Source organism: Streptomyces sannanensis (genome assembly GCF_039536205.1).
GTDB classification, from domain to species: Bacteria; Actinomycetota; Actinomycetes; order Streptomycetales; family Streptomycetaceae; genus Streptomyces; species Streptomyces sannanensis.
Genome location: NZ_BAAAYL010000001.1, coordinates 3,704,043 through 3,716,686 on the forward strand (window position 1 = coordinate 3,704,043; position 12,644 = coordinate 3,716,686).

Sequence of the window (12,644 nt, forward strand, 5' to 3'; positions counted from 1 at the left end):
GTGAACCTTTCCGGTCACAGCACTGGCCGGTCAGCTCTGGCCGGTCAGCTCTGGCGGGTGAGCCGACGGGGGCTCGAGCACCCCTTGGGGGTCCCCCGGACGAAGTCCGGGGGAGAACCGAGCTCTTAAATTCCCCGCTGTCGCAGCCGCGCCGAGACCCAGCGGGCGCGGCGGCGGAGGATACGCGGAATCCCGAGCCGGGCATCCGGTCCCTGGCTCTGCGCTCCGCTTCTCTCGTGGAGGCCTGGTCCCGAGGCCGAGCGGCCGTTGCGTGCTGCGTCACCGTAGTCGTGCATCCAGCCCATACCCGGACGTGTGCCCGTGCCCCAAGGTCCGTAACCGCTTTCGGGGCCGCCAATTGGCCTATGCGCCAGGCATTTGGCTGTTCGTAGGACAAGCGTTCCTGTTTGTCCTCAGGTGGTGTCAGCGGTCGGGCTCGGGGTCCCTGAGCCAGTTCACCAGTTCCGCGGAGAAGGCGACGGGATCCTCCTCGTGGGGGAAGTGGCCCAAACCGTCGAACAGGCGCCAGCGGTAGGGCGCCTCGACGTACTCGCCCGAGCCCGCCGCGCTGCGTGTACGCATCACCGGGTCCAGTGAACCGTGCAGATGCAGCGTCGGCACCCGCACCGGACGCTTCATCCGGCGGTTGAACTGGATGCCGTCGGGGCGCGCCATCGACCGCACCATCCAACGGTACGGCTCGATGGAGCAGTGCGCCGTCGACGGAATGCACATCGCCCGCCGGTAGACATCCACCACCTCGTCCTCGGGCAGCCGTGGTCCGGACCACTCCCGCATCAGACGGCCCACCAGCGCGCCGTCGTCCGCGGTGAGCTGACGCTCCGGCAGCCAGGGGCGCTGGAAGCCCCACACGTACGACCCGGCGCGCGACTGGGAGAAGTCGGAGAGCATCGCCGCGCGCCAGCGGCGCGGATGCGGCATCGAGGAGACGACGAGACGGCGCACCAGCTTGGGCCGCATAGCCGCGGCCGTCCAGGCGAGATAGCCGCCCAGATCGTGGCCGACCAGGGCGGCGTCCGGCTCGCCGAGGGAGCGCACCACGCCGGTGATGTCGAGGGCGAGGTTGGCAGGGTCGTAACCCCGGGGCGTACGATCGCTGCCGCCCACCCCGCGCAGATCCATCGCCACCGCACGGAAACCGGCGTCGGCGAGCGCGGTCAGCTGGTGCCGCCAGGTCCACCAGAACTGCGGGAAACCGTGCAGCAGGAGCACGAGCGGTCCGTCGCCCAGCTCGGCGATGTGGAAGCGGGCACCGTTGGCGGCCACATCCCGGTGGGTCCAGGGACCGTCGATGCGGACAGGGCTGCCAGGGGTGGTATCAGGGGCCGTCATACGGACGAGCGTGCCACAGGGCCGGGCTGGTCGGTGACCGCTTTGTGCTGGGTGGTCCCCTTGTCGAGGATCGCCTGCGAGGCCGGGCGTGGGTGGGGCTTGACGCTCTGGAGCACCGAGGCGGTCTCCTTGGCGGAGGCGATGGACCGCTCCGGCGGCTTGACCTTCTTGAACTTGTTGACGGCGACCAGCACCAGCACGGCGGCCAGCACCAGGTACGCGGCGCCCACGATCAGGAACGACCAGGCGAGGGCCAGGCCCAGGTTGTGGATGCCGTACGCGGCGGCGAAGCTCAGCACGGGCAGCGCGAAGAGCGCGAACACTCCGGCGATCCCGAGGGAGATACCGCCGATGGCACCGCGTCTGACGTCCTCCCGCAGTTCGGCCTTGGCCAGGGCGATCTCGTCGTGCACCAATGCGGACATCTCGGCAGTCGCCGAGGCGACCAACTGGCCGAGCGAGCGGTCGGTGCCGGCCGCCGCCGTGGTGTTGCCGGGGTCGCTCATCGCTGACTCCCTCTTCGTCGTCTTCTGCAGACTTTGTTTTCGGATCCGATCTCAGATCATGCCGGACGGTCGTCGTCGGCGCCCGCCGCCCCCGCAAGTTCCGCGCGCCTGCGGTGCTCGGCGGCCTTCGCCTCGTGGATCGCGGCCATGCGCAGGTGGAACGCCGGGTTGCCCTCCTCGTAGATGTCGGGGATCCCGTCGAGGTCCTCGTCGCGCTCCTCCTCGTCGACAAGGGCGCGGTAGACGCGTACCCGCAGCTTGAGGAGGACGGAGGCGAGTACGGCCGCGATGAGCGAGCCGAGCAGGACGGACGCCTTGACCTCATCGGTCAGGGCGGTGTTCCCGGCGAAGGCGAGTTCGCCGATGAGCAGTGAGACGGTGAAACCGATACCGGCGAGCGTGGCGACGGCGAAGACATCGGGCCAGGCCAGGTCCTCGTTGAGCTCGGCCCTGGTGAAGCGGGCCGCGCACCAGGCGCCGCCGAAGATGCCGAGCGCCTTGCCGACCACCAGGCCGAGGACGACACCGAGCGTCACAGGCTTGGTGAGGACGTCGGCGAGAGCGTCGCCCGAGATGGCGACGCCGGCCGAGAAGAGCGCGAAGAGCGGCACGGCGAGGCCCGCGGAGACGGGCCGTATCAGGTGCTCGATGCGCTCGCCGGGCGACTGCGTCTCGCCTTCCTGCCTGGTGCAGCGCAGCATCAGGCCCATGGCGACACCGGCGATGGTGGAGTGGACGCCGCTGTTGTACATCAGCCCCCAGATCACCAGGGCGAGCGGAATGTAGATGTACCAGCCGCGCACGCCCTTGCGGAGCAGCAGCCAGAAGACGGCGAGGCCCAGGACTGCGCCGCCGAGGGCGGCGAAGTTCAGTTCGTCGGTGAAGAAGATCGCGATGATCAGGATCGCGAGGAGGTCGTCGACGACGGCGAGGGTGAGCAGGAAAGCGCGCAGTGCGGACGGCAGAGAGGTGCCGATCACCGCGAGGACGGCGAGCGCGAAGGCGATGTCGGTGGCGGTGGGAACCGCCCAACCGTCCAGTGAGCCGCCGCCGATGGTATTGACGAGCGTGTAGACGACGGCGGGCACCGCCATGCCGCAGACGGCCGCGATGACGGGAAGGGCGGCGGCCTTGGGGTCGCGCAGTTCCCCGGCGACGAGCTCACGTTTGAGTTCGATTCCGGCGACGAAGAAGAAGATCGCGAGGAGGCCGTCCGCGGCCCAGTGCTGGACGGAGAGGTCGAGGCCGAGGGCGGCAGGGCCCATGTGGAAGTCGCGCACGGCTGCGTAGCTGTCACTCAGCGGGGAGTTGGCCCAGATCAGTGCGGCAACGGCGGCCAGCAGCAGAACCATGCCGCCGACGGTCTCGGTCCGGAGGGCGTCGGCGATGAAGTTCCGCTCGGGAAGTGGCAGGCGGCCGAGGAACTTGCGGTTGCTGATGGTGGGCGCGGCCACGGGTGACGACCTCCGGTACGTTCGGCGGGCATGACAGAGCACATGCCGACCAGACTTCCCGGCGCACCTTGTTTTATTAGTTTACCTAAGCGCGCAAGGGGCGTATCCGGTGATGTGCACTTTACGTGCACAAAGAACACCCGGCGCGCTGTGCGCCGAGTGCTCTCCGGAGTGGATGCGGGGTGTCAGTCCTCGCTCGTGACGCTCGGCAGCTTCGACTGGATCAGGTCCATCACCGAGGAGTCGGTGAGGGTGGTGACATCGCCCAGCTCGCGGTTCTCGGCGACATCGCGGAGCAGCCGGCGCATGATCTTGCCGGAACGGGTCTTGGGTAGCTCGGCCACCGGAAGGACCCGCTTGGGCTTGGCGATCGGGCCGAGGGTGGCGCCGACGTGGTTGCGCAGGTCGTCGACCAGGCTGTCGGACTCGGAGGCGGTGCCGCGCAGGATGACGAAGGCGACGATGGCCTGCCCGGTGGTCTCGTCGGTGGCGCCGACGACCGCGGCCTCGGCGACCTTCGGGTGCGAGACGAGGGCTGACTCGACCTCGGTGGTCGAGATGTTGTGGCCGGACACCAGCATCACGTCGTCGACCCGGCCGAGCAGCCAGATGTCGCCGTCGTCGTCCTTCTTGGCACCGTCGCCCGCGAAGTACTTGCCCTCCCAGCGCGACCAGTAGGTGTCGATGAAGCGCTGGTCGTCGCCCCAGATGGTGCGGAGCATGGACGGCCACGGCTCGGTGAGGACCAGGTAACCGCCGCCGCCGTTGGAGACCTCGTTCGCCTCGTCGTCGACGACGGTCGCGGAGATGCCCGGCAGCGGGCGCTGGGCCGAGCCCGGCTTGGTCTCGGTGACACCGGGCAGCGGAGAGATCATCATGGCGCCGGTCTCGGTCTGCCACCAGGTGTCCACGATCGGGCACTTTCCGGCACCGATGTGCTCGCGGTACCAGATCCAGGCCTCGGGATTGATCGGCTCGCCGACCGAGCCCAGGACGCGCAGGCTGCTCAGGTCGAACTTGGCGGGGATGTCGTCGCCCCACTTCATGAACGTACGGATCGCGGTCGGCGCGGTGTAGAGGATCGTGACGCCGTACTTCTGCACGATCTCCCAGAACCGGCCCTGGTGCGGGGTGTCGGGCGTGCCCTCGTACATCACCTGGGTCGCGCCATTGGCCAGCGGCCCGTACACGATGTACGAGTGGCCGGTCACCCAGCCGATGTCGGCCGTGCACCAGAAGACATCGGTCTCCGGCTTGAGGTCGAAGACGGCGTGGTGCGTGTATGCCGTCTGCGTGAGGTAGCCGCCGGAGGTGTGCAGGATGCCCTTCGGCTTACCTGTCGTACCGGACGTGTAGAGGATGAACAGCGGGTGCTCGGCCTCGAAGGCCTCGGGGGTGTGTTCGGCGGACTGCCGGCCGGTGATCTCGTGCCACCAGATGTCCCGGCTCTCGGTCCAGGCGACCTCCTGGCCGGTGCGGCGGACGACCAGGACATGCTCGACCCGGTCGACGTGGTTGATCGCGTCGTCGACGGCGGGCTTGAGCGCGGTGGCCTTGCCGCGGCGGTAGCCGCCGTCGGCGGTGATGACGACCTTGGCGTCGGCGTCCTCGATACGGGTCGCCAGTGCGTCGGCCGAGAAACCGCCGAAGACGACCGAGTGCGCGGCGCCGATGCGGGCGCAGGCGAGCATCGCGACGACGGCCTCGGGGATCATCGGGAGGTAGACGGCGACCCGGTCGCCCGCGGTGACTCCCAGCTCGGTGAGGGCGTGGGCCGCGCGGGAGACCTCGTCCTTGAGCTCGGCGTAGGTGATGGCGCGGCTGTCGCCGGGCTCGCCCTCGAAGTGGATGGCGACCCGGTCGCCATGGCCGGCCTCGACATGACGGTCCACGCAGTTGTACGCGACATTGAGCCGGCCGTCGGCGAACCACTTGGCGAATGGCGGGTTGCTCCAGTCGAGGGTCTCGGTCGGCTCGACGGCCCAGGTCAGGCGCCGGGCCTGGTCGGCCCAGAAGCCCAGCCTGTCCGTCGCGGCCCGTTCGTACGCCTCGGCCGTGACATTGGCGTTCGCGGCCAGCTCGGCCGGCGGTGCGAACCGTCGGTCCTCCTTCAGCAGGTTGGCCAGGCTTTCGTTGCTCACGACATCTCCCTTTCCCGGGGCGTCCGATGTGTCCCAGGCCATAGCTCACCAGGCAGATGCCCGGGTGACAAGAGCCTTCGGGGAAATTGGTTTAGACCTATGATCTCCCCGTCGCCGGGTGGTGCGGAGGGGAGGTCATAAGTTTTCACGGACGGGGGAGGGGAGTGGTTCAGTCGCGATCAGGCGCGTTCGGTTACGACCGGGCATCTTCAGGCATGCGACTCCGCGATGGAGTGGGACGGCCCGACCCGGTCGAAGACCTCATCGGTGTCGTCGCCGGTCAGTAGATAGGCCTGTGCTTCTCCGACATGGAAGTACAGGCCGTGCAGTTCGAGCCTGCCCTCCGCGAGGGCCCGCGCCACCGATTCATGGGCCCGCAGATGCTCCAGTTGCTGCACCACATTGGTCAGACAGAGCTGTTCCACCGCGTCGGCCGGAAGCCGGCCGGAAATCCGCGCCCACGCGTGGTGCCGGCTCCTCATCCGGCGCAGACTGGGTTGCCCGTGCCGCAGCCAGCGCCGCAGCGGGGTCGGCTCGCCGCCTTCCAGCGGTGTGTTCATCAGGGCCTGCATCGCGCCGCAGCCGGAATGCCCGCACACGGTGATGCTCTCCACCTTCAGCACCTCCACCGCGTACTCGATCGCCGCCGCCACGGAGTCGTCGCCGCTCTCCTCGCCGGGCAGAGGGACCAGATTGCCCACATTGCGCACGGTGAAGAGGTCGCCGGGACCGCTGGCCGTGATCATGCTGGTGACCAGGCGGGAATCCGCGCAGGTGAGGAAGAGCTGAGAGGGCTGCTGCCCCTCACGGGCCAGCCGCGCCAGTTCGTCGCGCACCAGCGGGGCCGTGTTCCGCTGGAACAAGCTGAGCCCGCTGGCCAGGCGCCGGCCGGCCGGTCCGCGTGCGGCAGGCTTCGCCTCGTGGCAGTGATGGTTGCGCCAGGGGGTCCACGGCCGGCAACAGGAGTGCGCGGCCGGTTCCGCGATGCGGCCGCCGGACCTTCCGGTGAGTTCGACCCGGCCACCGTGCGCGACGTGGGTGTCCTGCCAATGCTGGATGGCCTCGAACGCCGCATGGTCCATGAAGGACCCGTCCAACTCGATGATGGCGGGCACCCCCGGTGGCACCTGATGCAGAGCCCGGCTGAGGCGCGGCACGGCGAGGAAGGTCAACTGCCCCCGTGCCCGCACCACATGGCGGCCGTCGTGCTGCGCCACGGTGATCCGGGTCCTGGTGAGCCGGTGCAGGGCGACCGCGACGGCCACCCCGATCCCGATCGCCACGCCTTCCAGCACTCCCGCGAACACGACCGCAACCAGCGTCACCGCGTACACCAGTGTCTCGCGATTCCGCCTGACGCTGCGCAGATGCGTGATGCTCACCATCTGGACGCCGACGACCATGACCAGTGCGGCCAGAGCGGCCAGCGGGATCAGGTCGAGCACGGACACCAGCAGCAGCGCGGCCACCACGATCCATGCGCCGTGCAGCATCGTGGAGTTGCGGCTGACCGCGCCCGCCGAGACATTCGCCGTGCTGCGCACCGCGACCCCGGTGACCGGTAGGCCACCGAGCGCCCCGGACACGAGATTCGCCGCGCCCTGCCCCGCCAGCTCCCGGTCCAGGTCGGCACGCGGAATCCGCACGGCGGGCACCTTGCGGGCGGCGGTCAGCTTGTCCACGGCCACCGCCGAGAGCAGCGATTCCACACTGCCCACCAGCGTGATGGTGAGCACCGCGGCGGCGATCCCGAGCACCGGCCCTTCGGGCAGGCCGGACAGCGCATGGCTGCGCCAGGACGGCAGATCGACACGTGGCAGGCTCAGTCCGGCGAACGCCGCCAGGGCGGTGGCGACCGCCACCGCGACCAGTGCGGCCGGGACCTTCCGCACGATCCGGCCCGTACGCCCCGGAAGGCGCGGCCAGAGCAGCAGTACGGCGATCGTCAGCGCGCTCACCGAGAGCGCGGCCGGATGAGAGGCGGCCAACTGGGCGGGCAGGCCGAGAGCATTGTCGATCGCCGAGCTCTGCGGCGTACCGCCGAGGACGATATGGAGCTGGGCGAGGGCGATGGTGGCACCGATGCCGGCCAGCATGCCGTGCACGATCGCCGGGCTGACGGCGAGCGCGGAACGGGCCACGCGCAGCGCGGCCAGACCGAGTTGGGCAAGGCCCGCCAGCGCGGTGATGGCGCAGGTGGTGCGCCAGCCGTAACGCTGGATCAGTTCGGCCGTGACCACGGTGAGTCCGGCCGCGGGGCCGCTCACCTGGAGCGGAGCCCCGCCGAACCGGCCGGCGACAAGGCCGCCGACCGCGGCGGCCACCAGCCCGGCCTGAAGCGGGGCGCCGGTGGCGAGTGCGATACCCAGGGAAAGCGGCAGCGCGATCAGAAAGACGGACACGGAGGCGGACAGATCGGCGCCCGCGATGCGGAAGCGGCGGCTGCCCTGAGGGCTTGGCGGACTGTGTGCGCGGTCGAGGCGTGCGGGGGAACAAGTGGGCATTCCCGTCTCCTTCGGGCGGCGGGATGATCAACTCTCGGTAAATGAATGGTAATGCAGAGTAAAGAACAAGAATGGATGAAAGGGGCAAATGGGGCAGTGCTTCACCTGTTGGAATGAATGGTCATTTTGATCGGCTTGTCACATTTCTTCTTCGCGGTCGTGATGCGACCTTGGCGGCGCCGCGTCGGCACTCAACGCGGAGGACCTGAAGGAGAGGTGTGCGGATGATCGTCACCACGAAGAGGGCCGCCTTCGGCATCGCCACCGCCGCAACCGCCGCGGTGTTCGCCGCCTGCTCTGCCCCCGGTGGTCCGGGCGGCGCGGGCGGTCCCGGCGGGAAGAAGGCGGCCCAGGGCCCCAGGAGCTCGGTACGCCTGATCGGTGACGGCTCCACCGCGTACACCGGGCCGCAGCCCGAACTGCCCGAACCCGAGCGGCTGAAGGAGGGGCAGACGCCCCCGCAGTTCGTCGTCTTCTCCTGGGACGGTGCCGGAGAGGACGGTCAGAGGCTGTTCTCCCACTTCCGTGAAGTGGCGAGGAAGCACAACGCGAAGATGACGTACTTCCTCAGCGGCGTCTATCTGCTGCCCAAGGAGAAAGGAATCCTCTACACGGCGCCGCGGCATGAGGCCGGCCAATCCGAGATCGGCTTCAACGACAGGGAGGGCATCAAGGACACCCTCGCCCAGTTGCGCGCCGCCTGGCGGGAGGGCAACGAGATCGGAACGCACTTCAACGGCCACTTCTGCGGCACCGACGGCGGTGTCGGCACCTGGTCGGTCGACGAGTGGAAGAGCGAGATCAGCCAGGCCAAGTCCTTTGTGAAGAACTGGAAGACCAATTCGGGCCTGAACGCGGAGCAGCCGCTGCCCTTCGACTACGACAGGGAGCTCATCGGTGGCCGCACCCCCTGTCTGGAGGGGCAGAAGAACATGATGCCGGCCGCGAAGGAGATGAACTTCCGCTACGACTCCAGTGGCATCGGCAACCAGGTCTGGCCGGGCAAGGACGCCGCGAGCGGTCTGTGGGACATTCCGCTGCAACTTGTCCCGCTGCCCGGCCGCGACTTCGAGACGCTCTCCATGGATTACAACTTCATGGTCAACCAGTCCGGCACGACCCAAGGTTCCCCGTCCATGCACGAGTACTGGGGCAACCAGTTGCGGGACGGGCTGCTCCAGGCTTTCGACCGGGCGTACAAGGGGAACCGCGCCCCGCTGATCATCGGCAACCACTTCGAGTCCTGGAACGGTGGCACGTACATGCGTGCCCTCGAGCAGACAATCGAGTCGGTGTGTGACCAACGCGATGTGCGGTGCGTCTCCTTCCGGCAACTCGTTGACTGGCTGGACGTCCAGGAGCCCTCGGTGCTGGCGAAACTGCGCACTCTCGGCGTCGGCGAGGCGCCGAAGCCGGGCTGGAAGACATTCCTGGCCGCCCGGCTCCAGGCTGCCGAGCCGGTCAAGCCGGCTGTGGCTGAGCATCGTTAGCCCGCACGGCGCGCGGGGCGTCTAGCCGGGCTGAGGCGCGAGCACTTCGTCGCCGAGCACGAAAGCGGGGTCGACCTGGGCCGCCAGATCGGCGCCCGTCTTCGTGTTTCCCCAGCTCTCCGCGTTCTTCAGATGGAAGTGCACCATCTGGCGCGTATAGCGCTCCCAGTCCCGGCGTTCGTACGACGCGTCGGCCGCTTGGCGGAGGGTCTGCAGCGCTCGCGCGTTCTCCGGTTCCAGCTGCCCGAAGCCGGCCGCGCGGCCCTTCTCCATCGCCCGCACCCAGTCGGAGTGCCCTACTGTGACAAGCAGGTCCTCTCCCGCCTCCGCGCGCAGGAAGTCCAGGTCGTCCCGGCCCTGCACCTTGTTTCCGACGACCTTCAGGGGAACGCCGAAGTCCCGTGCGTACTCCTTGTACTGGCGGTAGACGGAGATGCCCTTGCGGGTCGGCTCGGCGACCAGGAAGGTCATGTCGAACCGGGTGAACATCCCGGAGGCGAAGGAGTCCGAGCCCGCCGTCATGTCGACGACGACGTATTCGTCACGGCCGTCCACGAGGTGGTTGAGGCAGAGCTCGACCGCGCCGACCTTGGAGTGGTAGCAGGCGACGCCCAGGTCGGACTCGGTGAAGGGACCGGTCACCATGAGGCGGACCGGGTACCCGTCCAGCAGGACCGGGCGAGCGCAGGCCCCGTAGACCGGATTGTCCTCGCGTACGCGCAGCAGCCGGGAGCCCTCTCCGGGCGGAGTCGTCTTGATCATCGTCTCCGCAGAGACGATCCGGGGGTTGGTGCCGCGCAGATAGTCCTTGATGAGCGGCAGATGTGCGCCCATCGCGGGCAGCGCGGCGGCCTCCTCCTCGTCGAGTCCCAGGGCGGTCCCCAGGTGCTGGTTGATGTCGGCGTCCACTGCGACGACGGGCACGCGACAGGCGGCCAGGTGGCGGATGAAGAGCGAGGACAGTGTGGTCTTGCCGCTGCCGCCCTTCCCTACGAAAGCGATCTTCATGTTCACCCAAGGTAATCGAGTGGGTGCATTGCGTAGGGGGTGTGTATGAAGAAGACCACTCGAAGGTGGGGCGCGACATCATTGCGCGTAGCCTCCCTACTTATGAGTACGAACGCCGCCGACCCCCTCGTCGCCCTGGGCTCACTGCCCGGTGTCGCCGACGCCGTGGACTCCGTACGCAAGGCTGTAGACCGGGTCTACGGACACCGCGTCATGCGGCGCCGCAGCAGCGAGGTGACTTCGGAGGCCGGGCTCCGAGGCGCCCGCGGTTCCGCCGCACTCGCCGGCGCCGACTGGGCGCTCGAAGAAGTGCGCAGGCGGACCGATTTCGGCGGCGAGGAGGAGGCCCGGACGGTCGGCGCCGCCCTGCGGCTGACCGCGGAGGCCGGCCAGCTGCTCTCCATCTGGCGGCAGTCCCCGCTGCGGGTGCTGGCCCGGCTGCACCTGGTCGCCGCGGGCGGTGTGGTTCCGGACGAGTCGGTCGGCCGGCCGAGACTAGCGGGCGAGTCGGTCGACGAACCACTTGTCGGGCTCCCTCTCCCCGCCGCGGACGAGATGGCGGGGCGACTGGACGGGCTGGCGCGACTGATCGTCGAGGGAAGTTCGGCGCCCGCCCTGGTGTTGTCGGCCGTGGTGCACGGCGAGCTGCTGGCGCTGCGGCCCTTCCGGTCGCACAACGGGCTGGTCGCGCGGGCCGCCGAACGGATCGTGCTGGTCGGCAGTGGGCTCGACCCCAAGTCGATCTGCCCGGCCGAGGTGGGGCACGCGGAGCTGGGCCGCGAGGCGTATGTGACGGCGCTCGAGGGCTATGTCTCCGGCACCGCGGAGGGAGTGGCGTCCTGGATCGTCCACTGCGGCCGCGCGGTGGAACTGGGTGTCCGTGAATCCACGGCCGTCTGCGAGGCGCTCCAGCGCGGCGCTGCCTGACCCTCAACAGGGATGCGGCGGTACCGATTTCGGTACCGCCGCTGGCATGTCTGCCCAGTTACCAAGCGTCCTCGATATGTTGCCCATCAGGTCGGGAACTTTGCCCGTCACCTGGTGCGGCTGGCCCGTAATCGACGGGTCGACGTCGCGTGGGTGCCAAGCTTTCATGCTAAAGGTCCGTGGGGCCATCTTTCTTGCGTTACAGGTAAATCCTTTCGGATGTCCTAGGTCTCGCGGGCCTTAAATCCTTTGTACTCCAGCGGTACAGGAAGTGGAACCCCTGGCTGCAACTTCTTTACTTTTAGGTTCAAATACGGGTGAACTGCTCGACCGGGACCGGAGGACGTCTCCGGCTGGCGTACCAGACCAGCCCGGCCGTGGCCGCCGCCGCTCCGACGGCCGCGGCGACCATCAGTGCGGGTCGGGGTGGCATCGAGAAGGCGGGCAGCCGCTGCTTCAGTCGGACCGGCCGGTTGAAGACCAGGACCGGCCAGCCGCGGGTCGTCGCCTCGCGGCGCAGCGCCCGGTCCGGATTGACCGCGTAGGGATGCCCGACGGACTCCAGCATCGGAATGTCGGTGACGGAGTCGCTGTACGCGTAGCAGCGCGACAGGTCGTACCCCTCGGACTCGGCGAGCTCCCTGATCGCCTCGGCCTTGGTCGGGCCATATGCGTAGTACTCGACGTCACCCGTGAAACAGCCGTCCTCACCCACGACCATTCGGGTGGCGACCACCCGGTCGGCGCCCAGGAGTTCACCGATCGGCTCGACGACCTCCGCCCCGGAGGTCGAGACGATCACGACGTCACGGCCCGCGGTGTGGTGCTCCTCGATGAGGGACGCGGCCTCGTCGTAGATGATCGGGTCGATGAGATCGTGCAGGGTCTCGGCGACGAGCTCGCGGACCTGCTGCACGTTCCAGCCCTTGCAGAGCGCTGAGAGGTACTCGCGCATCCGCTCCATCTGGTCGTGGTCGGCGCCGCCCGCGAGGAAGACGAACTGGGCGTAGGCGGTGCGGAGCACGGCCCGGCGATTGATCAGTCCGCCTTGGTAGAAGGACTTGCTGAAGGTCAGCGTGGACGACTTCGCAATGACCGTCTTGTCCAGGTCGAAGAAGGCTGCTGTGCGCGGCAAGGAGTGGTTTTCCACGACGCCGAGCATAGGCGCCCACCATTCGGCGTAAGCTGGGGCGCGTGGGTTTGCCTGAGAAGGCTCTCGGGTACACCATGGAAGTCACGGATCGTTCGCGACCGTGCTAAC

At 68.5% G+C, this 12,644-nt stretch carries 10 protein-coding genes; 2 read left to right on the plus strand and 8 right to left on the minus strand.

All coding sequences use genetic code 11. From position 1 onward, the window contains the following. Positions 1–125: 125 nt before the first annotated feature. The 6 genes from ABD858_RS17520 to ABD858_RS17545 form a co-directional block, all read right to left on the minus strand. Positions 126–305 carry a hypothetical protein gene (locus ABD858_RS17520; protein ID WP_345038518.1) on the minus strand — a complete coding sequence of 60 codons (180 nt, stop codon included), beginning with the start codon at positions 303–305 and terminating at the stop codon, positions 126–128. Between the two features lie 118 nt (positions 306–423). Then, on the minus strand, positions 424–1,353 hold the full coding sequence (locus tag ABD858_RS17525) for an alpha/beta fold hydrolase (protein ID WP_345038520.1): 930 nt from the start codon (positions 1,351–1,353) through the stop codon (positions 424–426). Next, on the minus strand, positions 1,350–1,859 hold the full coding sequence (locus tag ABD858_RS17530; RefSeq protein ID WP_345038523.1) for a phage holin family protein: 510 nt from the start codon (positions 1,857–1,859) through the stop codon (positions 1,350–1,352). The genes ABD858_RS17525 and ABD858_RS17530 overlap by 4 nt, the downstream gene beginning before the upstream one ends. A 56-nt stretch (positions 1,860–1,915) precedes the next feature. Beyond that, complete coding sequence (nhaA, locus tag ABD858_RS17535) at positions 1,916–3,313, minus strand: Na+/H+ antiporter NhaA (protein ID WP_345038525.1); 1,398 nt, start codon at positions 3,311–3,313, stop codon at positions 1,916–1,918. Positions 3,314–3,498: 185 nt separating this feature from the next. Continuing rightward, positions 3,499–5,496 carry an acetate--CoA ligase gene (acs, locus tag ABD858_RS17540; RefSeq protein ID WP_345038527.1) on the minus strand — a complete coding sequence of 666 codons (1,998 nt, stop codon included), beginning with the start codon at positions 5,494–5,496 and terminating at the stop codon, positions 3,499–3,501. A 167-nt stretch (positions 5,497–5,663) separates the two neighbouring features. Further along, on the minus strand, positions 5,664–7,958 hold the full coding sequence (locus ABD858_RS17545; protein WP_345038529.1) for a SulP family inorganic anion transporter: 2,295 nt from the start codon (positions 7,956–7,958) through the stop codon (positions 5,664–5,666). 224 nt (positions 7,959–8,182) lie between these two features. Between ABD858_RS17545 and ABD858_RS17550 the strand changes: the two genes are divergently transcribed. Continuing rightward, a complete protein-coding gene (locus ABD858_RS17550) occupies positions 8,183–9,448 on the plus strand; it encodes a polysaccharide deacetylase family protein (protein ID WP_345038532.1) in 1,266 nt (421 codons plus the stop codon). Positions 9,449–9,469: 21 nt separating this feature from the next. On the opposite strand, the gene ABD858_RS17555 is transcribed toward ABD858_RS17550, so the two are convergent. Continuing rightward, a complete protein-coding gene (locus ABD858_RS17555; RefSeq protein WP_345038534.1) occupies positions 9,470–10,456 on the minus strand; it encodes an ATP-binding protein in 987 nt (328 codons plus the stop codon). Positions 10,457–10,558: 102 nt separating this feature from the next. Between ABD858_RS17555 and ABD858_RS17560 the strand changes: the two genes are divergently transcribed. Beyond that, positions 10,559–11,383 carry a Fic family protein gene (locus ABD858_RS17560; RefSeq protein ID WP_345038536.1) on the plus strand — a complete coding sequence of 275 codons (825 nt, stop codon included), beginning with the start codon at positions 10,559–10,561 and terminating at the stop codon, positions 11,381–11,383. Positions 11,384–11,690: 307 nt separating this feature from the next. On the opposite strand, the gene ABD858_RS17565 is transcribed toward ABD858_RS17560, so the two are convergent. After that, positions 11,691–12,545: an HAD family hydrolase gene (locus ABD858_RS17565; protein WP_345038539.1), complete on the minus strand. Its 855-nt coding sequence runs from the start codon at positions 12,543–12,545 to the stop codon at positions 11,691–11,693. Positions 12,546–12,644: the final 99 nt, after the last annotated feature.